General features: G+C 73.2%; 12 protein-coding genes. 8 read left to right on the forward strand and 4 right to left on the reverse strand.

The window, feature by feature from the left end:
• Positions 1–380 precede the first annotated feature (380 nt).
• The 4 genes from NBZ83_RS16315 to NBZ83_RS16330 all read left to right on the forward strand — a co-directional run bounded on the left by NBZ83_RS16315 (position 381) and on the right by NBZ83_RS16330 (position 5,149).
• On the forward strand, positions 381–1,214 hold the full coding sequence (locus NBZ83_RS16315) for an ABC transporter ATP-binding protein (protein ID WP_261567163.1): 834 nt from the start codon (positions 381–383) through the stop codon (positions 1,212–1,214).
• Positions 1,215–1,234: 20 nt separating this feature from the next.
• Positions 1,235–3,733 carry an ABC transporter permease gene (locus NBZ83_RS16320; protein ID WP_261567162.1) on the forward strand — a complete coding sequence of 833 codons (2,499 nt, stop codon included), beginning with the start codon at positions 1,235–1,237 and terminating at the stop codon, positions 3,731–3,733.
• A 137-nt stretch (positions 3,734–3,870) separates the two neighbouring features.
• A complete protein-coding gene (locus NBZ83_RS16325; RefSeq protein WP_261567161.1) occupies positions 3,871–4,719 on the forward strand; it encodes a YhjD/YihY/BrkB family envelope integrity protein in 849 nt (282 codons plus the stop codon).
• Between the two features lie 73 nt (positions 4,720–4,792).
• On the forward strand, positions 4,793–5,149 hold the full coding sequence (locus tag NBZ83_RS16330; RefSeq protein ID WP_261567160.1) for a hypothetical protein: 357 nt from the start codon (positions 4,793–4,795) through the stop codon (positions 5,147–5,149).
• Between the two features lie 55 nt (positions 5,150–5,204).
• Here NBZ83_RS16330 and NBZ83_RS16335 read toward each other — a convergent pair whose 3' ends face one another.
• The 4 genes from NBZ83_RS16335 to NBZ83_RS16350 all read right to left on the reverse strand — a co-directional run bounded on the left by NBZ83_RS16335 (position 5,205) and on the right by NBZ83_RS16350 (position 15,847).
• The gene (locus NBZ83_RS16335) at positions 5,205–11,921 is read right to left on the reverse strand and encodes a type I polyketide synthase (protein WP_261575322.1); all 6,717 of its coding nucleotides are present in this window, start codon (positions 11,919–11,921) and stop codon (positions 5,205–5,207) included.
• A 38-nt stretch (positions 11,922–11,959) separates the two neighbouring features.
• Positions 11,960–13,729 carry a PfaD family polyunsaturated fatty acid/polyketide biosynthesis protein gene (locus NBZ83_RS16340; RefSeq protein ID WP_261567158.1) on the reverse strand — a complete coding sequence of 590 codons (1,770 nt, stop codon included), beginning with the start codon at positions 13,727–13,729 and terminating at the stop codon, positions 11,960–11,962.
• Entirely contained in the window at positions 13,726–15,096 is a 1,371-nt protein-coding gene (locus NBZ83_RS16345; RefSeq protein WP_261567157.1) for an SDR family oxidoreductase, read from the reverse strand. Before NBZ83_RS16345 ends, NBZ83_RS16340 begins: the two co-directional genes overlap by 4 nt.
• A gap of 328 nt (positions 15,097–15,424) precedes the next feature.
• Positions 15,425–15,847: a TOBE domain-containing protein gene (locus tag NBZ83_RS16350; protein ID WP_261567156.1), complete on the reverse strand. Its 423-nt coding sequence runs from the start codon at positions 15,845–15,847 to the stop codon at positions 15,425–15,427.
• A 563-nt stretch (positions 15,848–16,410) separates the two neighbouring features.
• Here NBZ83_RS16350 and NBZ83_RS16355 point away from each other — a divergent pair.
• From NBZ83_RS16355 to NBZ83_RS34605, 4 genes are all read left to right on the forward strand, one after another.
• Entirely contained in the window at positions 16,411–17,694 is a 1,284-nt protein-coding gene (locus NBZ83_RS16355; protein ID WP_261567155.1) for an acyl-CoA dehydrogenase family protein, read from the forward strand.
• A gap of 256 nt (positions 17,695–17,950) precedes the next feature.
• Positions 17,951–19,411, forward strand: coding sequence for a cytochrome P450 (locus tag NBZ83_RS16360; protein WP_261575323.1), 1,461 nt, complete (start codon positions 17,951–17,953; stop codon positions 19,409–19,411).
• A gap of 67 nt (positions 19,412–19,478) precedes the next feature.
• Positions 19,479–20,264, forward strand: coding sequence for an HAD-IIA family hydrolase (locus NBZ83_RS16365; protein ID WP_261567154.1), 786 nt, complete (start codon positions 19,479–19,481; stop codon positions 20,262–20,264).
• A 213-nt stretch (positions 20,265–20,477) separates the two neighbouring features.
• A partial coding sequence (locus NBZ83_RS34605) for an arsenate reductase/protein-tyrosine-phosphatase family protein (RefSeq protein WP_308203798.1) occupies positions 20,478–21,007 on the forward strand: 530 nt, incomplete at its 3' end.

A 21,007-nucleotide genomic window follows, 5' to 3' on the forward strand; every position in this document is an offset into this window, starting at 1 on the left:
TCCCAGCGCCGGCGTCCGACCCCCCGGAACCCCCACCGGAGAGCGGGTCCGTCATGGCGCCCACCGGCGGGCAGCCACCCTCCTCCTCCACCACGGCTACCCTCCGCTGACCACTCCCCCACCGGTGGCGGCCGCCGCGTCACCCCCATCCGCCAGGGGCGCCGGCGGATGCGCGGCGCCGCCGCCGGACCCCCATCCACCGGGGTCCGCCGTGCCCGACGGCGGACCCCGGTGGATGCCGTCGGATTCGTGGGGCGTTGCCCGGTGGCACGCACAATCCGGCCACCGGCCGGTTCCCCCTGCGTCATGCCGGGCGCGCCGATACTGACCCGGGCCCCGCGCGACCGGAGCCCGGCGAGCACGACGACAGGGGGCCGAGCGTGGCGTTGCCCGGTAGCCCGGCGGGTCGGGAAACCACCACGGCCGGAGAGCCCGGGATCGCCGGGGCCCCCCGGGCAGCAGCCGAGAAGCCCGGTGCCACCGAAGAACCTGGTGCCGCCGAGGCGGTCCGCATCGACCTGGAGGGCGTCGGGAAGCGTTACGACGGCGGGACGACCGGCGTCACGGCGCTCGCGGACGTCACCCTGCGGGTCGGCTCGCACTGTCTGCTGGTGATCCTGGGGCCGTCGGGCTGCGGCAAGACGACGTTGCTCAACGTGATCGGCACGCTGGACACTCCTACCACCGGCACGGTGCGGCTGGAAGGCGTCGATGTCACCCGTGCGTCCCGGCGGATCCGGCGGGAGGTCCGCCGCCAGGCGGTCAGCTTCGTGTTCCAGTCGTTCAACCTCTTCCCGGCGCTCACCGCGCGGGAAAACGTCCGCTTCGGCGCGGACGTCGCCGGGCGGGACCGGGCCGGCGACGTCACCGACGAGGTGCTCGTCGGTGTCGGACTCGCCGAGCGCGCCACGCACTTCCCGCACCAGCTCTCCGGCGGGGAGCAGCAGCGGGTGGCGATCGCCCGCGCCATCGCCACCGGCAATCCGATCCTGCTCGCCGACGAGCCGACCGGAGAACTGGACTTCACCACCGGCGTGCGCATCCTGGAGCTGCTGCGCGGCCAGTCCGCGCAGGGCCGGACCGTCCTTGTCGTCACCCACAACCGGGAGATCGCCCGGATCGCGGACCGGGTGGTCGAGCTGTCCGGCGGGCGGATCGTCCACGACGGTCCGCCGCCCGGCGGCCGGATGCCGGTGGCGGAGCTGCGCTGGTGACCAGGTAAGCGGGCGGACGGATGAAATCGCCTGGGCTGTGGTGGCGCTGGTCGCTGCGTGAGCTGCGCCAACGCCTGCTGCTCGTGGTCGCGATCGCGATCATGATCGGCCTCGGCACGGGGCTCTACGCCGGGCTGACCAGCTCCTCGCAGTGGCGGCGGCAGTCCTACGACGCCAGCTACGCCCGGCTGAACGTCCACGACGTGCGCGTCGCCGTCGGGGCCGGGGCCGGGGCCACGGTGGCGCAGGGGCGGCTCGCGGCGGTGGTCCGGTCGTTGCCGTCCGCGGCGGCCGTCACCGGCAACGTCGAACGGCTGGTGCTGCCGACCGAGATCGACGCCTCCCGCCCCGGGCACACCGTGCTCTCCCGTGGTGAGCTGGTCGGCATCGACCTGACCGCCCGGCCGCCGGTCGACGCGGTGTCGGTGGCCCGGGGGCGTGGGCTCGTCCCTGCCGACCAGGGACGCGACGTCGGCGTCCTGGACCGCACCTTCGCCCTTGCGAACCACCTGCCCCCGAGCGGCACCGTGCGGACCAGCGGCGGCGGCCAGGTGCGCTACGTCGGGCAGGGGCAGTCGCCGGAGTACTTCATCCTGCCCGGGGAGCAGCCGGGTCTGGTCACCCAGTCCGGCTTCGGGGTGCTCTACCTGTCGCTGCCGACCGCGCAGCGGCTCACCGGGCAACCCGGCGCCGTCAACGACCTGGTGCTCACCCTGCGGCCGGGCACGGACACCGGCGCGTTCACCGCCGAGCTGTCCCAGGCCCTGTCCGCGGCGCTGCCGGGCACCAACGTGACGGTGAGCGACCGGGACGACATCCAGACCCGGCGAATCCTCTACGCCGAGGTGAACAGCGACCAGCGGCTGTGGGACGTGCTGGCCGTGGTCGTCCTGATCGGCGCCGTGTTCGCCGCCTTCAACCTGGTGGGACGGGTCGTCGACGCGCAGCGCCGGGAGATCGGCATCGGGATGGCCCTCGGGGTGCCGCCGCGGCGGCTTGCCCTGCGCCCACTGCTGCTGGGCGTCCAGGTCGGGGTGCTCGGCGTGGTCGCCGGCGTCGTGGTGGGCCTCATCGTGGGAGCCGCGATGGGTGCGCTGCTGCGCGGGGTGTGGCCGCTGCCGGTGTGGCACACGAACTTCCAGGTCGGGGTGTTCGCCCGGGCGGCGGCCGTGGGTCTGGTCCTGCCGGTGCTCGCCGCCCTGCCACCGGTGTGGCGGGCGGTGCGGGTGGAGCCGGTCCAGGCGATCCGGGCCAGCGCCGTGGCCGGCGGGTCGGGGCCACTCGGGCGCCTTCGACTGCCAGGGGGCAGCCTCGCCCAGATGCCGCTGCGTAACCTGACACGCGCCCCGCGCCGGCTGCTGCTCACCGCCATCGCGATCGCCGCGGTGATCACGGCTCTGGTGGTGTTCACCGGCGAGCTGGACACCTTCACCCGCACCACCAACCGGGCCGAGAGGGACCTGACGACCAGCGCCCCCAACCGACTGCGAGTGATACTGCCCCGGGTCGAGCCGGTGTCCTCGCCGACGGTGACCGCCGTGCGCCGCTCCCCCGCCGTCACCGAAACCGACCCGACGCTGGCGCTGCCCAGCCGCATCTTCGCCGCCGCCGGGGCCGGAAGCGGGCGCGGGAACGGGGCCGGAAGCGGGCGCGGGAACGGGAACGGCAGCGACGCGACGGCCGAGCCCATCGATGTGCTCACCTACATCCTCGACATCGGGCACGGCTTGTGGTCGCCTTCCGTCGTCTCCGGGTCCCGCACCGGCGGCGTGCTGATCGCCGAGAAGGCCGCCCACGACCTGGGCGTCCGCCCCGGCGACACGATCACACTGCGGCATCCGCAGCGGGTCGGCACGGGCTATCGGACCGTCGACACGCCGCTGCGGATCGCCGGCATCCACGGCTTCCCGGTGCGCTCGGTGGTGTTCCTCGACAACGCCGACGCCGGCTCGTTCCGGCTCGCCGGCACGACGAACGTCCTCGTCGTCCAGCCCGCTCCCGGGTACGGGCGGGACGCGGCGACCCGTGCGCTGGCGGCGATCCCGGGGGTCGCGTCGGTGGCATCGGCGACGGCGAGCATCGAGGAGATCCGGACCCTGCTGCGCAGCTTCGTCGGGATCCTGCGGATCGGAGAGGTGGTGGTGCTCCTGCTGGCCGCGCTCATCGCCTACAACGCGATGAGCATCGCCGTGGACGAGCGGCGCCGCGAGCACGCGACGATGCTCGCCTACGGCCTGTCCACCCGCACCGTGCTCGCTCTGACCGTCGCCGAGAGCGCGGTGATGGGCCTGGTCGGGACGCTGCTGGGGATCGCCGCCGGCTACTGGGCGCTGCGCTACACCGTGGAGGTGCTGCTCGCCGAGACGCTGCCCGACCTCGGCGTGCAGGCGATCCTGTCGGGACGCACCCTGGCCGTCATCGTCCTGTTCGGCGTCGGCGCGGTGGCGGTCGCGCCGCTGGCCGCAGCCCGCCGGATCCGCCGGATGGACGTTCCCTCAACCCTTCGGGTCATCGAGTAACCACCGCGCAGGGCCGGGCAGGCAGGATGAGAACCGCCGGCTGACTGACGGCGGAGATGTGCTGAGGCTGCGCTGATCGCTGATCGCTGAGGCTGCGCTGGCTGGTGAGGTGCGCTGGTTATGAGGCTGCGCTGGTTATGAGGCTGCGCTGGCTGAGGGTGCTGGGGCGGGACGTGGTCGGCGCGCTGCGCGGCCACGACCTCGCGCTGCTCGCGGCGGGTGTCACCTACTACGCGGCGATCGCGGTCGTTCCCGGGATGCTGGTGGCCGTCAACCTGCTCGGCCGGCTGCTGGGCCGGCCGAGCACGGCGGAGCTCGGCCGTTCCCTGGCCGACGCGCTGCCGGGCGGTCTCGGCGCCCCGGCGGTCGTGCTCGCCGCGTTCGACGCGGCGCTGACGATGTCGCCGCTGGTCGTCGTGGCCGCCGTGGTGCCCGCCACCTTCTACGGCGAGGGGCTGCGACGGGCCTTCGTCAGGCTCGCCGGAACGACCGAGGGTCTCGTTGGGTGGCGGGGTCGCCTCGGCGTCATGCCGTTACTCGCCGCCGCCCCGGTGCTGCTGCTGCCGGTGCTGCTCGTGACGCCGACTCTCGCGCGGCTGTTCGCCGAGAGCGACGTCTCGGCGGGGCTGGGAGTGGTCGTCGCGTTCACGGTCGACTGGCTGGTGTTGACCGCGACGTTGATGATCGTCTTCCGGGTGGTGGGGCCGGGCCGGCCGGGCTGGGCGGCGACGCTGTGGGCGGCGGCGGCGACCGGGTCGTTCGTCGCCGGCTTCGTGCAGGGGTTCGTGCTGTTCCTGTCGTTCCATCTGAACCTGGGCCTGCCGTTCGGCGGCTTCCGCGCCATCGGCGGGGCCGTCGCGGTCGGCTTCTGGCTGTTCCTGCTGCACCTGATCGTCCTCGTCGGCTACAGCCTCGCCCTGCGCCTCGACGAACGCGACGGCGTCCCCTGGGCGGACGCCGGCATTGTGGACGGGCGTTCGGCGTAGCCGTGGTCAAGGAGGTGGGCTCTCGCCGGAGCCCGGCACGCGGCGCGGCTGCGCAGAACACCATGATCCGGCTATGACCTACGACGTAGCTGTTTGGCGGCACGCCGGTTCCCTGACCGGCGAGGAGGCGGCGGCCGAGTACGAACGCCGGATAGACCAGTCCGAGCAGCGATGGGAGTCGGATGCCCTCGAACCGGCCTGCCCCGAGCTGGTCGAACTGATTCGGCGCATGCGCGCCGAGTTCCCCCAGCAGGAGCCGATCTGGGAGGGCCCGGCTGATGGCGATCTGGCCAGCCAGGCCGACGGCGAGTTCATCTACATCACGATGTCCTGGCACGGTGGGCCGGACGTGGTCAGGTTCATCGCCGGCATCGCTCGTTCCCTCGGCCTGGTCGTTTACGACCCTCAGGACGAAGCGCTCATGAGCTGAACAGGCCGGCGTGATGGGCAGGAGAGCACACCTGCCCATCACGCCGGACCGGGCGTCAGGACGAGGGCATCCAGTCCGGGCGACGGACCAGCTCCACCCCGAGCAGTTCGATCCGGGCGGCGTCGTCGTCCAGGATCACCACGTCGCACAGGGCATGGATGTTGTCGATCTCCCGGGCGGTGACGACGCTGCGGGCCGCGCCGGTCATCAGGCCCGGCCGGTGGATGCGGCACTCGCGCACGGCGACGGGCAGCGCACCGCCGAGCACCCGCCAGGCCCACAGCCCGGCGAGCTGCATCCCGCCGTCGAGGCCGGCGACGTCGAAGTACCAGTCGTCGAGCCCCCACGCCAGTTCACCGACGCCGACGACCGATCCTTCGGCGCCGTGCTCCGACATTCCCCTGAGCCACTGGATCGCCTGGAAACGGGGGCCGTGGAACAGGGCGTCGCTGCGGTAGATCAGGTCCCGGCACGTCGACACCTCGGCTGCCTTCTCGGCCAGGCCCTCCGGCGTCGGCCACGCCGACGCGGGCACCGGCTGCGGCCGAGCCGGGTCGAGCCTGGCCTGGTAGTGGGGCATGCCGTCGGCGTCGTCGATACGCAGCACCGGAAGCGGCGCGGTGGCGGCGCCGGACGGGTCGCCGTCGCGCCGCGGGTCGGATCCGGCGACGCTGACGAACAGCTCGTGCCCGGTGTCGGCCAGATGCGGGAAGGCGATCTTGCGAAGAACCCGCAGGTCGCGCAGCACCATCCCGCCCTCGCCCTCGCCGTCGCCGCGCAAGGCACGGGCGCCGCGGGCGAGCCAGTCGAGCGCCATCGCGAGCGGCAGCACCGCGATGTCGGCCGGGCTGTGGTCGCTCAGCCAGGGATGGGTGCGTTCGTGCACCGAGAGCTGGCCGAGGATCCGCCGGGCGGCCGACGGCCCGAACCCTGCGCCAGCGCCAGCCCCGAGCGCCTCGGGGCCGCCGGCACCGAGCAGGATCCGCGGCTGCGTCCCGGCGCTATGCGGGCCGGTGATCTCGTCGACGAACGCGGCCGCGCCCTGCGCGACCGGGATTGTCGGCACCCCCCGACTGGCGAAGACCTCGGCGAGCAGCGGCCCGACCATCCCGCCTGCCCACGGGCCCCAGGCGATCGAGCGGACCAGGCAGTCCGGGTGCGCGGCCCGCCAGGCGGCGGCGACCTGGTCCAGGGTCGCGTTCGCCATGGCGTAGTCGGCCTGACCGGCGTTGCCGAACCAGCCGGCCACCGAGGAGAACAGGCACAGCAGCTCCACCGGGTCGTCGACGAGCACGTCGAGCAGTGTCCGCAGGCCCCGCACCTTCGTGTCGAAAACCCGGTCGAAGGCGTCGTCGGTCTTGTCCACGAGCAGTTTGTCGGCGAGCGTGCCGGCGCCGTGGATGAGCCCGCTGATCGGCCCCCAGTCCGCCCGGACCTCGTCCAGGACTCGGGCGACCGCGTGGTGATCTCTCACGTCCACTGACAGGTAACGGACCTGCGAACCAGCGCGGCGCAGGGTGGCGAGGGTCGCGCGCACCTCCCGGACGGCGAGGATCTCCTGTGCCTGCGCCCGCAGCCGGGCCGGTCCACCCGCCGAACCGTCACGCCCCGCCAGCAGCCGGACCAGCGACGGCTCGTCGGTCGCGGCGGCGAGCCCGTCGGGCTCGTCGAGCAGGGGCGTGCGGCCCAGCAGCACCAGCCGCGGCTGGCAGGACCGAGCCAGTTCGATCATGGATGCGGCCGTCACCCCGCGGGCGCCGCCGGTGGCGACGACCACCGCGCCCGGTGCGAGGCGCAGCGGATGCGCGTCGGCCGGCGTCGCGGGGGTCGGTACCACCCCCGGGACGATGCGGGTGCCGTCGGCGCGCAGGCCGACGACCGGGGTCATCCCGCCCTGGCGCAGCTCGTGGGCGAGGACGGCGGCGAGTCGCGCCGGGTCGCGTCCAGCACGCTCGCAGTCGATCGCCCGGACCGCCGCGTCCGGCCACTCCGCGCCGGCGGTGCGGGCCAGCGCGGCCAGTCCGCCGAGCCAGGCCCGTTCCCCCTGCCGGCCGTCGAGACCAAGGTCCGCGCCGGTGTCCTGCACGGTGACGAACAACCCGCCGTGCACGGCCGGCGAGGCCGCCATGGCCCGCGCCCAGCCGAAGGCCTCCTTCTGCCGGTCGAGGGCCTGCTCGACCGAGTCGACGTCCGCCAGCCCGCCGAGCAGGATCACCCCGCCGACGTCGGCGGGCAGCCCGCCGGGCGTTGCACCGGCACCGGCGGGTGGCGCTTCGTCGGTGACAACCGCGCGGATGCCATGGCGGTCGAGCTCGTCGGCGAGCGCGGACCCCATGCCGCTGCCGCCGTCGACAATCGTCAGCGGCCCCGCTCCCAGCCCGAGGGGCTCGAGCCCCGGGGCAGCGACGGGCCTGACCTGCGGCACGAGCCGGGTCAGCGGCTGCCAGCCGGCGGTCCCTTCCGCGGAGCCGGCCGGAAAGGGGGCATCAGCCGCCACGCCCGTCGGGCCCTGCATCGGCGTGGCCGCCATGGTCTCCGACGCGTCCCCGGTGAGGCTCTCGGCGAACTCCGGGATGGCTGCGGGCGCTGCCGGTTCCGGGACGCCGGGCTGGTTGCGCATAAGGTCGACGACCTCGCCCAGGGTGCGCAGCGCGGTGAGCCGGGCCAGGGCGTCGCTCTCGCTGACGTCGACCCCGATCTCGCCGACGTGCTGGCGCAGCGCGGAGAGGATCTCGACCTTCTTCAGCGAGTCGATGCCGAGATCACCTTCCAGCTCCATGTCCATCGCCAGCGCCGCGACGGGATATCCGGTGCGCTCCGCGACGACGTCAAGCAGCAACGCCTCCAGCTCTTCGACGCTGCGCGGCGCGGACGCGCCCACAACCTCGTCACCGGCCGATGTCAGAGCATCACCGGCCGGCGCCAGAGCGACGGCGGGCAGTGCCGAGTCGGCGGCGGGCGGGCCGACGGCCAACTGACCAGCGGAAGCGGGCGGCACCGGAATCGCACCATCCGCCGTCGCCACGGACGACGCCACAGACGGCGCCACGACGGACGGCGCCACGACGGACGGCGCCACGACGGACGGCGCCACGACGGCGGACGGTGGCCGGGCGAGTGGGGACGGCGGCGTGGCCGTCGCCGGCATCGACGCCGTCGGCGCGACCGCCGGTGGCAGCGCGGCGGGGGTCGTCGCAGGTGTGGCCGGCAGATATCCGGCCGCCGGGGAAATGGTCACTGGCGCGCCGGCGAGCCGGGCGCAGATGGCCTCCGAGGTGCGCAGGAACTCCACCTGTGCCTCGGTCATCAGTTGCTGGTAGGCGGCCTGAACCTGGGCGGTCTGCCGGTGGGCCTCGACGAACGCGGGCCACTGGCCCGGCCCGGCGACGACATCACCTGCCAGGGCCACGCCGGGTGTCGGCGCGGCCACCGACCACTGCGCGGCAGTCACCGGCACAGCCGCGGGCGGCGCCGTGGCGCTCGCCTCGGCCGCGGCGACCGCTGGGGTCGCCATCTCGGCAGCGGTGGCTCCCGGCTCCGCCAGCCACGACGCAGCCGGCATCGGCTCCGCGGGCGGCGGCGCCGGCATCGGCTCGGCGGCCGGCGGCGCGGCCATCGGTGCTGCCACCGCGGTTTCCGTGGCCCGCGGCGAGGGTCCCGGCGGCGTCGCCGGTTCCGCGGCAGGCGCGGCAGGCGCGGTCGGCGCGGTCGGCGCGGTCGGGATGGCGCCGTCGACGGCGATCGGGCCCGGCTGTGCGGTGGGCAGCGCGGTGGGAGGCGGCGGGGCGGTCACGTCGTCGGCCGTCGCCGGGGCCGGCACCGTGGGGGTGGCCACCGCGGCAGCCGAGGCAGCGGCGGTCGCGGCGGAGCGGGGTGCGTGGTCGCCATTGGGCGACGGCTCGTCCAGCGGCGGTGGGTAGTTGCGGCCGTAGTTGGATCCGTCGATGCGCATCGTCATCACCGGCTTCCGTCGCCGCGCACCGACCGGGGTGGGTGGCGGGTCGTCGAAGGTGAGCTGGGTGCCCTGGATGGCGAGCTGACCGAGCGCGGACTGCAGCATGGCGTCGCCGTCCTGGCCCCGGCGGTCCAGGCTGATCGCGAGGTGCTCCCGGCCGTCGAGGATCTGGTTGACCAGGCCGGTGAGAGTGCCGCCGGGGCCCACCTCGACGAAGGTCCGCACGCCGTCGGCGTACATGGTCTCGATCTGGTCGACGAACAGCACCTGGGCGGTGAGCTGGTCGACGATCCGCTCCCGGATCAGCGCCGGGTCGTCCGGGTATGGCCGGCCGTCGGCGCATCCGACGACGTCGAACCGCGCGGGGTGGATCTCGATGCCGTCCAGCACCGCACGCAGCGGGTCACGGGCGGCGGCGACGAGGGGGCTGTGGAAGGCGGTGGCCGTCTCCAGCCAGCGGGTGGCGATGCCCTCGGCAGCCAGTTTGCCCTGGACGATCTCCAGCGGGGCTGCGGCGCCGGACAGCACGAGCTGCTTCGGCGCGTTGCGGTTGGCTACCCACACGTCCGGGTCGGGCAGCCCGTCGAGGGCCGCGGCGACGTCGTCGTTCGAGGCGACGGCGGCGAGCATCCGCCCGCCGGCCCGCTCGGTGGTGTTACGCAGCACTTCGCCGCGCCGACGGGCGAGGATGATCAGCGACTCGGCGTCGAGGACGCCGGCGGCGCACAGGGCGGTCAGCTCGCCGAAGCTGTGCCCGGCCACACATCGCGGGCGCACCCCGTACCCGTCGAGGACCGCGAGCAGGGCCAGTGAGTGCAGCGCGATCGCCGGCTGCGCCCATTCGGCGGCGGTCAGCGTGCTCTGCTGGGCGGCGCGCTCGGCATCGTCGAACGTCGGCGGCGGGAACACCATCTGGTGCAGCGCAGTGCCACCGAAACGCAGGCCGCCGAAACGGTCCCAGACCTCCTGCGCGGCGGGGTATCGCAGCGCCACGTCCGTGCCCATCCCGACGTACTGGCTGCCCTGGCCGGGGAACAGGAACGCCGGCGGGGCCGCCGACGGCGGTGGCGCGGGCGGGATGCCGGTGCCGGACTCGTCGGTGGTGACCGCATAGTGCAGACCGCGCGGGTTCGTGAACGGTTCCCGTGGCCGCTGGCCGATCAGATTGGCGGCCTGGTCGATCCGGGTGCCGAGTTGTTCCGCGGATCCGGCGACCAGGGCGAGGCGGACCGGGTGACGGGGGTCGAACTCGCGCCGGCTCGCCCGCGCGATCCCCGTGGGGGGCCGGGCGGTGTCGATCGCCCGCAACGCTGCGACGATCTCCTCGGGCGACTCGGCGCCGAACAGGATCAGCTCGCTGCCGGCCGCCCGCGGCCGGCGAGGCGCGGACCCGCCGGATCCGTTGCCGGCGTGGGCAGGCGCCTCCTCCAGCGCGATGTGGAAGTTGATGCCGCCGAACCCGAAGCTCGACACCGAGGCCCGCCGCGGATGGTCGGCGGGACGCACCCAGGGACGGCACACGGTGTTGAGGTAGAAGGGGCTGGAGTCGAGCGCCAGGTCGGCGTTCGGCTCGGTCACCTTGATCGTCGGCGGCAGGGTGTGGTGGTGCAGGGCGAGCACGGCCTTGACCAGTCCGGCCGCGCCAGCCGCCGATTTCGTGTGCCCGATCTGCGACTTGACCGAGCCCAGCGCGCACCGGCGATCGTCCGCACGCTCGTCGGCGCCGAACACCTCGGTCAGCGCGGTGACCTCGGTGCGGTCCCCGACGACGGTGCCGGTGCCGTGCGCCTCGACGAGTTCGACTGTCGCTGGCCCGTAGCCGGCGTCGGCGTAGGCGGCGCGCACCGCCCTGACCTGCCCGCCCGGCGCCGGGGCGTAGATCGCCGCACCTCGGCCGTCCGAGGACGAACCGATCCCGCGGATCACCGCGTAGATCTTGTTGCCGTCTCGGCGGGCGTCGTCGAGGCGCTTGAGTGCGACCATTGCGACGCCCTCACCGAGCAGGGTGCCGTCGGCCTGTGCGGAGAACGGCCGGCAGTCCTCCGTCGGCGACAGTGCCGGCGTCTTGCAGAAGCTGACGAACGTGCACGGGTTGTTCAGGGCGTCGACGCCGCCGGAGATGATCATGTCGGCGCGGCCGAGGACGAGCTCGTTCACGCCGGCCGACACCGCGGCCAGGGAGCTCGCGCAGGCGGCGTCGACGGTGTAGTTCACCGCGTGCAGGTTGAGCCGGTTGGCAATCCGACCGGCGACGATGTTACCCAGGCCGCCGGGCAGCGTGGCCTCCTGCCACTGCGGATAGTCCTTGAGCACGTGGTCGCAGGTCCGCCGGGCATCGGCGTCGGAGTAGCCGAGCTCGCGCAGCGCCTTGAACCACATGGGGCGGCCCAGCCGCAGGTCGATCTCGCTGAGCAGTTCCAGGTTCCCGCTGCCGAGGATGCAGCCGATGCCGCCGCGGTCGGCGGTGTCGTACTCGTCGCCGAGGGCGTCGCGCAGCGTCTGGTCGGCGACCTTCAGGGCGAACAGCTGCGCGGTGTCGGTGGCCGGGACGGTGCTCGGCGGGATGCCGAACTCGGCCGGATCGAAGTCGATCGTCGGCAGGAACGAGCCGCGGCGCACGTAGGTCTTGTCGATCGCGGCCGGGTCCGGATCGTAGTAGTCCTCGACCAGCCAGTGGGAGCGCGGCACCTCGGTGATCAGATCCTCGCCGCGGACGATGGAGTTCCAGAACCCGGCGGCGTCCGTCGAGCCCGGCATGATGGCACCCACTCCGACGACCGCGATCGGCGGTTGGGGCGGGGAGTCCGTTCGTGACATCTTGTCCGTGTCTCCTTCCAGACCGGCCGGCCGCGAGGTCAGCCGTGGGCGCTGAGGGACAGCCGGCGCGGCGGGAACTGAGCGACACCCACCGGCACCCCGAAGCTGCGCACCTGATGGGCGCGGGTGACCACCGCCGCTCCTTCGAGAAGGTTCAGGGCGATCTGGACGACGCCGCGTTCGGCCGGCTGTGCGAGGAAGCTGCCGGCGATCCACCGGTTGAACGCACCCATCGCCGGGCCGCACCAGATCTGGTAGTCGGTGCGCCGGCCCTGCTCGCCGGCGAGCGCCCACCGACCGGAGTTCCCCAGGTACCACCGGAACACCAGCGCCATCCGGTGCTTGGGATCGATCAGTGCCCGTTCCACCTGGCCGGGGTCGCGTTCGCCCCAGTACGCGGCGGTCCGGGCCCAGACGTCGTCCAGGGGCATGCCGAACAGGTCGCGCTCCAGCTTCGCGCGCAGTTCGGGGGGAAGCTGCTCCAGGCTGTCGTGCCGGCGGTAGGCCTCGAACAGCAGGCCCGCCCGGGGGGCGAACATCGATCCCCGGGCCAGCACCTGCACCTTGGCGCCGAGCTCGAACATGTCCGCGGCTGGCGCCAGCGCCACGTCGGCCAGGTCGGCACCGGCGAGCATCGCCTTCGCGTCTTCGGACTGGCCGGACTCGACACTGATCTGGTTCACCGAGCCGGTGAGCACGTAGGCGGCGCCGAGCGCGAAGGCCGCCGCGACCGCCTGCGGCGTGCCCAGCCCGCCGGCCGCGCCCACCCGTACCGGCCGCTGGTAGGCGAAACGGGCGACGACCCGGTCCCGCACCGCCTGCACCGCCGGGACGACGACAGCCATCGGCCGACCGTCGGTATGCCCAGCACTGTCCGCCTCGACCGTGATGTCCTCGGCGATCGGCAGGCCCGCGGCGAGCTCCGCCTCCACCGCGGTGATCTCCCCGGCGTCGACCAGGGCGCGCAGGATCTCCCCCGGCGGCGGCGACATGAACTGCTCCGCGACCTCGGGCCGGGAGATCTTCGCGAACACCCGGGTGCGGCGCTCCACCCGCCCGTCGGACGTGCGGCGCAGCCCCGTCGCCGCGCAGCGGACCACCGCCGGGGTGATCGACATGAACGCCGACGCCGACACGCACGGCACCCCGTGGCGCAGCAGCAGCGCGGCGGTGATGTTCTCCAGCGCCGGGTCGCCCGGCGAGTGCAGCAGGTTGACGCCCCAGTTCGGCTGGCCGGCGAGCGTCTCGGCGAGGGTGACGGCGGCCTTCTCGATCCGGTCGAGCCCCAGGCCACCGGACCCGAAGAAACCGAGCATCCGGGCACGGGCCATCGCGGTCACCATCGCGGTGGTCGCGATGCCGGTCGCCATCTCCCCGGCGATGTACGGGAAACGCACGCCGTGCACCACGGCGAAGGATCGGTCACCGAGCCACTCCGGGTACAGGGCCGGCAGGGTGCCCACCACCGGCGCTGCGCCGGGATCCCCGGCGCCCACGTCGCCGCCGAGTCCCAGACCGATGCCCCGGCCGGGCACGGCCAGCAGGTGCACCGGCTCCCGCACCGCGCGTACGCAGGCGGCCAGCTCCGGCCCGGTGAAGGCCGCCGGGTGCCGGCCCGGCCGCCAGGTCGGTGCGCTCGGGCCGGCACCCGACCGACCGCCGGGCTCGCCCGTGCCGGCGAGGCCGCCCGTGCCGGCGAGGCCGCCCGGCGGGTAGGGCCGGCGCGCGACCGGCCGGCGCAGCGTCTGCGCCGGTGTCCGGCGCGGCGGTGCACCGGCGACGCGGGACGGTCCGGGGGTGATGGTCATGGACTGCTCCAACCCTGGGTGGTTTCGACCCGCGGCGCCGGATCTGTCCGCGCGGCCGGGTAGGCGTGCACCGCGTCGTCGGTCGGCGGATGGGGGTCGGTCGGCGGGGCGGGAGTTGCCCGGGCCGTCGGGTCGTAGGCGGACAGTGCCCGGGTCAGCAGCTCGGAGCCGAGCAGGTCGGCCGGGGGCGGGTCCGCGATGCCCAGGCCGGAGAGCAGGTAGTCCCGGTCGACCGGGGTCTCGGCGAGCCGCTCGCCGAGCGCTGTGCGGGTTCGGGTGTCGTCGAAGACGTGGCGGTGGCGCAGGTACATGAGGAACCCGGGCACCATGCCGATGATCCGTTCCAACGGCGTCGGATCGGCCGGTGGATGCTCGACGAGCTCCACGCGGACCGGCAGGAAGCTCTCCAGCAGGTCGATGGGCAGCGACACGGGTAGGTCGCGGCTGCCGACGATGTGGTAAGTGGTCGTTTCGCCGGCCGGTGGGCGCTCGGCGAGGCGCACCATGTCGTGGACGGCGTCCTCGACGGCCATCATGTTCCAGCGTGCCCGCGGGTCACCGACGACCCGCACGGTCTGCACGGTCGGCTCCTCGGCGTCGACGAGGTTGCTCTCGACGGCCATCGAGGCGACCGTGAGCATGAAGCGGGCGGCCGCCTCCAGGGTGTCCGACGGCAGGTCGGGGTGCGGTGGCCGGTGGCTGACCAGGACGCTCGGCCGGAACACCACGACCGGCCGGCCGCTGGCGGCCGACCACTGCCGGACCGCCACCTCCGCGTCGTACTTGGATCGCTCGTACGGGCTGGCGAACCCCTGTGAGGCGTCGAGCCGGTCCTCGTAGACGACCGGGTCCCGACTCAGGCCGGCCACGAATGCCGTGCTCACATGGTAGAAACGCGGCCGCCGCCCGCCCGCCGCCGCCAACGCCAACATGTTCCGGGTGCCGTCGACGTTGACATGATGCAGCTCGGTGGGATCGCCGGCGAGCTTCGTCAGGGCGGCGCTGTGCCAGATGGCGTCGACCCCGTCCGCCACCCGCCTGAATTCGGCCTGGGAAAGGCCGAGGCACGGCGCGGCCACGTCCACGTCGACCACCGCGATCCGCCGTGGGAGCTCATCGACCAGCCGCGGGCTGGCCCCGGTGACCTGTAGGAACCCGGCCAACCGGCCGGCGGCGTCCCCGGACCCCGCATGGGCCAGAACCGTCAGCGACGCATTCCGCTCGAGTAGTTCCCGCACCAGATGCATACCCAGAAATCCGGTTGCCCCAGTGATTGCGATCTCCACGAGAATCCACGCTTCCTGGTCGACGGCCTCCGTCGGGCTTTCGCCGGAAGCACGCGGCCGGGCCGGGACACCCCGAATCATCCGGACACGTCGGGCCGCTGACGAGATTGGATCGATGTACGGAAGCAGGGATCGCATTCGGTGACGGTGCGTCAATGTCATGGACGCTTACCGCGACCGCCGAGGGGCATGCCGGTGCGATCCACCCCATTGCGGATGGTCAGACCCTGCGTTACGAGATACCCACCCTGGGTCGTGGTAACAGTGCGTCCTTTTCGGAACCGCCCCGGGACACCCGGATCGGGTGACTTCGCCGGCCGGCGGCCGGGGCGGGCGATCGGAGCCGCGGCAGCCCGGGAGGCGCCGCGCGCCGACCGGCGGCTTGCGCCGGTCGGCGCGAAACGGTGCGTCAGACGGCGGAGAGCGAGACCTCCGTAGATTTGATCAAGGCGGTGACCGGGGTGCCGGGCTCGAGCTTGAGCTCCTCGGCCGCCGCGCGGGTGATCGCCGCGGTGAGCTCTATCTCCTCTCCGACCTTGATCCGGGCGACCGACATCGCATCGCCGGAATCGAGGCCGATGAGGGCGCCCTGCAGCTTGTTTCGGATACTCAGTCCGGACACCTGGGAGGTCGCGACCGCGATGTCGGTCGACTTGACGAGCGCCTCCACGGCGGTACCGACGGCGATACCGAGATCCTTGATTGCATCCATCGTGACCGTGGCCGTGAGCGTCTGGCCGCCAGGAATGTTCATGGTGACGGTTCCCATGACCGAGCCATCGACTATTTCGGTAATAATTCCAGTGAATCGGTTACGAATACTAAGGATCATGAATCGACCTTATCCAGCGCATGTATCGGACGAGTTGCATGACGACGGTGTTACCCGGGTCACACGATCGTCTTCCGGTCGTTCGGGCAGCGTTGCGACCGACGAATACCCCCGACCGCTCGGGTCACACTGGGGCCAATTGGACTGTCCAATCCGGCCGACCGGACCGCGACCACGGACCCTTGTTCCCATATCCGTCCGCATCTGCGTTTAAATTGCTAGAATCTGACCGTAGATGCGGCTGGATGCCGGCCGCGGAGTGGTCGCGACCCGCGGCCGGCTGCCCCGACAAGGAAGAGACGGCGGATGTCCGCGCAGCTCAGCGCCCCTACAGGCCGGGACGCACCGCCTCGCCGCGCGTCCCGCTCCGGCCAGTGGCCGCCCGGCGCCGACCACCTTCGAGCTATCCGGCGACGGCGCGTATCGAGCCGTCAACAACAACGACAACCAGCCGCTCGTCCCCGCCAAGAGCCGGAAACCTGCCGGCCAAGATCCTACCGGCACTTCCGTCCCGGCCTTTACCCGCAGACCGACGCGAATTCCGAGCAGAGTAGGTATCTGACGTGTCCTGGAGCGGCTCCGCACACTCCCACGAAGAGACGACCGAGTGGCTCTCGCGAGTCGAGAAGATCACTCCCGTCCTGGTCCGGCATCGCGAGCAGGCCGAACGAGAAAGGGTAACGCCGCCCGCCGCCATCGCCGCCCTACGGGACCAGAACATTCACCGCATGTGGGTATCGCCGTCCTTCGGCGGTGGCGGCGTCAGCGTCCGGACCGGCTCCGCCGTCCTGCAGGCCCTCGCCCGTGTCGACGCCTCGGTCGCCTGGCAGATGGGCGTGCAGGGGGTGATCTCCCGGATGTCGGACTACCTGCCGGAACAGGTCGCCTGCCAGCTGTTCCAGGACAGCGACGGGCTCGTGGTCGGGGGGATCAACCCGTCCGGTCAGGCGGCGCCGGCGCCCGGCGGCTACCGGCTGCGGGGCCGCTGGTCGTTCGCCAGCGGCTCCACCCACGCCGACTGGCTCGTCTGCGCCTCCCTGGTCACGGAGGAGAGTCCCACCGCCGAAGGGGACCTCGCCGCGTCCGACTGGGTGGGAAGCGACCCCGCGGCGGACGACCCTCCAGCCAGCGCGCACCCAGCCGCCGATCCCCCGGGGGGCGACCCGGCGCAGGCGGCGACCGCGCGGACCCGGATGCTGTTCGTCCCCGCCGACAGGGTGCGCTTCGACGACGACTGGTTCACCACGGGCCTGCGCGGGTCGGGAAGCGTCAGCTTCACCGTCGACGACCTGTTCGTGCCCGAGGAGTTCACCGTCGACGGCGGGCTGCTGCGTCGCCCACCGGCCGCCCGACCCTCCCGCGGCTACCCCATCGCCTACTACGACTTCGGGCCGTTCACCACCGCGTCGACAGCCCTCGGAATCGCCCAGGACGCGCTGAGCGCCTTCCCGGGCATAGCGGTGGGCACAGTCCCGGCCCGCGGGACGCAGACCCTGGGCTCCAGCCACACCGTCCAGGCCGGCCTTGCCCGCGCCACCGCGCTGGTCCGCGCGGCCGAGCTGCTGTTGGAGGACGCCGCCAACCATGCCAGCCTGCGCTGTCTGATCGGCGGGGAGGAGCTGTCCGCGCTGATCAGGCTGGCCGCCGCCACCGTCGGCGAGAACACGGTCAAGGCCGTGGACAGCCTGCACAGCATGGCCGGCACCCGCGCGCTGCGCTCGGGCGGGCGGCTCGACCGCTGCCTGCGCGACGTGCACAGCGCGGCCGCGCACATCACCCTGTCGCCGGCGAACTTCGAGATGGTCGGCGCCTACCTGCTGGGCGGCTCGCTGCTGATGCGCCGATGATCAAGAGCCCGCCGGCTCGGCCGGGCCTCACGCCGCGAGGGCGCCGAGAGCTCCCGAGCCGGCCCACCGACACCGGCGGCCGCGGCCGGGGGCGGCGCGCCGCGCCCAGGCGGCGCCGTCCGTAGCCACGCGCTCCCGTAGCCGGGCCCGCGGCCCGCTCACATCTGACTCGCATCCCGACGGGCCACCCTGACGAGGGTCAGGCCGTCCGAGGAGGAGCGAATTGATCACGTCAGCTGAGCACCCGGGTCCGCGGATGGCACCACGCCCGGCGGCGGTGGTGCCCGGACCGGCCGGCAACGCGGTGGCTGCCCTGCGCCGGCTGCGGGCCGATCCCCTCACCCGGTTCCTCGACCTGCGCCGCGAGTACGGCCCGGTGGTGCACCTCGCCACCTGGCCCGTGTCGGCCTACCTGGTCAGCGACCCGGAGGCGATCGCCGACGCGCTGGTCGGCGGCCACCATTCCTACGGCAAGGGGGCTGCGCGGCGCGGTCGCGACGGGCGCATGAAAGTCGTCCAGCCGCTGTCGCTCCTGCTCGGCCGGGGGCTGCTGACCAGCTCCGGACCGGCGCACCGCACGAACCGGCGGCTTATGCAGCCGCTGTTCCACCGTCAACGGATCGCCGGCTATGGCGCCGCGTTCAGCGCGATCGCGGACTCCACCGCCCGGTCCTGGCACGACGGCCAGCACCTCGACATCCACGCCGAGATGACCGAGATGACGTTGGAGATCGTCGCGCGGACCCTGTTCGACGTTGCGCTCGACGACGCCCTGATCGAGGTCGTCCGCACCGCACTGAACGAGAACATGCCGGTCGCCGGCCGCCTCGCACTGCCGGGCTTCGGCGCCGCCGAACGGTTGCCGCTGCCCGCCGCTCGCCGCCGGCGGGCTTCCCGCGACGCCCTGGATCGCACGGTCTACGGCCTGATCGCCCGGCGGCGGGCGGCCGGCGCCACCGGCGACGACCTGCTCTGCCTGCTGCTGTCCACCCAGGACGCCGAGACCGGCGTGCGGATGGACGACACCCAGGTCCGCGACGAGGCGCTGACGCTGCTGCTCGCCGGCCACGAGACCACGGCGAACGCGCTGTCGTGGACGTTTCATCTCCTCGGCGCCAATCCGCAGGCCGAGCGGGAACTGCACGCCGAGCTCGACACGGTGCTGGGCGAGCGACCTCCGACGATCGACGATCTTCCCCGGCTGACGTACACCCAGGCCGTGCTGAACGAATCCATGCGGCTCTACCCCCCCGTCTGGGCGATGGGGCGCCACCTCGTCGAGGACCGCAAAGTCGGCGGGCACCTGCTGCCCGCCGGCTCCACGCTGCTGTTCAGCCAGTGGGTGGTGCACCGCGACGAGCGCTGGTGGCCGGATCCGGGCCGGTTCGATCCCACCCGCTGGCTGCGCTCCGGCACGGATGCGGCCGGCTCCAGCTCCAGCTCCAGCTCCAGCTCCGGCACCGGCTCCGGCACCAGCGCCGGAGCCGGAGCGGCGCCCGACCGCCCGCGGTTCGCCTACTTCCCCTTCGGAGGCGGTCCCCGCCAGTGCATCGGCAACACGTTCGCGCTCGCCGAGGGCGCGCTGGCGCTCGCCGCGATCGCCCGGCGCTGGTCACTGCACCCCGTGCCCGGCATCGACGTCGTTCCGCAGCCGCTGGTCACGCTGCGCCCGCGGGACGGACTACCGATGACCGCGCACATCCGGCGGCCGAGCTGATCGCGCCGGGGCGCGCCGGCTCATCCGCCGACCGGCGGGGCCGGCGGTCTCGGTAGCGTCTCGGCGCATGGGGAGCATCCGGACCGTGCTCATCGACATCGACGGCGTGCTGGCGGTGTCCTGGCAGGCGCTGCCCGGCGCGCCGCAGGCGTTGGACCGGCTGCGGGCGGCGGGCCTCGGCCTCGCCTTCGTCACCAACACCACCTCCCGCGACCGGGCGTCGATCGCGGCGGCACTCGTGGACGCGGGTTTCACCGTCGACCCCGCGGAGGTGTTCACCGCGCCGGCCATGGCCGCGACCTACCTGCGCCAGCACCATCCGGGGGCCCGCTGCCACGTCCTCAACAGCGGGGACATCAGCACCGACCTGGCCGGGGTGACGCTGGCCGCCCCGGGCGAACGGCCGGACGTCATCGTCCTGGGCGGCGCCGGGCCGGAGTTCAGCTACGAGGCGGTCAACCAGGTCTTCGCCTGGGCGACGGCCGGCGTGCCGCTCGTCGCGCTGCACCGCAACCTGTTCTGGCGTACCGGAGCCGGGCTCCAGCTCGACACCGGTGCCTACCTGCACGGTCTGGAGCAGGCGCTCGGCCGGCCGGCGGTCGTCGTCGGCAAGCCGGCGGCGGAATTCTTCGCCACGGCGCTGCGCGCGCTCGGTTCGCGGCCCGAGGAGGCCGTGATGATCGGTGACGACGTCGAGCACGACGTGCTCGCCGCCGCCCGCCATGGCCTGACCGGCGTGCTGGTCCGCACCGGCAAGTTCCGATCCGACACCCTCGCCGCGGCCTGCGGGCGCCCCGACCACGTCATCGACTCGTTCGCCGATCTTCCCGAGCTGCTCGACGGCCTCGGCTGACACCGGCCGGCGCGGCCACCGCTCACCCACAAGTCCTGCGGAAATCACCCCGAACAACCGAGAAGCTACCTGTACGATGAAATGAATGCCAAAAATTCACGCACGGGTGCTGCAGATAGCCCCGCCGCGCGGAACGGCGACACTCCCCCTGCATCTTCTGACGCCGTGCCTCCGATGACCGGGTGCGCGCCGTCCCCGCCCGGCTCGTCGCCCGTGGCTCCCGTCCCGCTGCGCCAGGCCCAGCCCAGGGTGCCCCTGGCACGCCCGCCCGAGGTGCTGTTCGTGTGCGTGCACAACGCGGGGCGCTCCCAGATGGGTGCCGCGCTGCTCGACCAGCACGGCGGCGGCCGGGTGCAGGCCCGATCGGCCGGTACGGCGCCCGCGGCGACCCTGCATCTCCCGGTCGTCGCCGCGATGGCCGAGGTCGGCATCGACCTGTCCGGTGCCTGCCCGACCCGGCTCACCGACGACGCCGTGCGCACCGCCTCGGTCGTCATCAGCATGGGCTGCACCGGCACTGTTCCGATCTACCCGCACACCCGGTACCTCACCTGGGAGCTCGACGACCCGGCGGAGAAGCCGCTCGAGGACGTCCGGCCGATCCGGGACGAGATCGACTCCCGGGTGCGCTCTCTGCTCTACAGCCTCGGGGTCGCGGCTCGGGTCGGCCTGCTGCGCGATCAGCCCGACCACGATCAGCCCGACGAACCCGTGCCGCCCGCCGCCTCGCCCCGGCCCCGCCC

Source organism: Frankia gtarii (assembly GCF_025403375.1).
Taxonomy (GTDB): domain Bacteria; phylum Actinomycetota; class Actinomycetes; order Frankiales; family Frankiaceae; genus Frankia; species Frankia gtarii.

Bases quoted from the DNA above. Each gene is read 5' to 3' on its own strand.
- NBZ83_RS16330 (WP_261567160.1), top strand. From the start codon at position 4,793: ATGACCTACGACGTAGCTGTTTGGCGGCACGCCGGTTCCCTGACCGGC.
- NBZ83_RS16345 (WP_261567157.1), bottom strand. From the start codon at position 15,096: ATGATTCGGGGTGTCCCGGCCCGGCCGCGTGCTTCCGGCGAAAGCCCG.
- NBZ83_RS16325 (WP_261567161.1), top strand. From the start codon at position 3,871: ATGAGGCTGCGCTGGCTGAGGGTGCTGGGGCGGGACGTGGTCGGCGCG.
- NBZ83_RS16320 (WP_261567162.1), top strand. From the start codon at position 1,235: ATGAAATCGCCTGGGCTGTGGTGGCGCTGGTCGCTGCGTGAGCTGCGC.
- NBZ83_RS16365 (WP_261567154.1), top strand. From the start codon at position 19,479: ATGGGGAGCATCCGGACCGTGCTCATCGACATCGACGGCGTGCTGGCG.
- NBZ83_RS16340 (WP_261567158.1), bottom strand. From the start codon at position 13,729: ATGACCATCACCCCCGGACCGTCCCGCGTCGCCGGTGCACCGCCGCGC.
- NBZ83_RS16335 (WP_261575322.1), bottom strand. From the start codon at position 11,921: ATGTCACGAACGGACTCCCCGCCCCAACCGCCGATCGCGGTCGTCGGA.
- NBZ83_RS16350 (WP_261567156.1), bottom strand. From the start codon at position 15,847: ATGATCCTTAGTATTCGTAACCGATTCACTGGAATTATTACCGAAATA.
- NBZ83_RS16360 (WP_261575323.1), top strand. From the start codon at position 17,951: ATGGCACCACGCCCGGCGGCGGTGGTGCCCGGACCGGCCGGCAACGCG.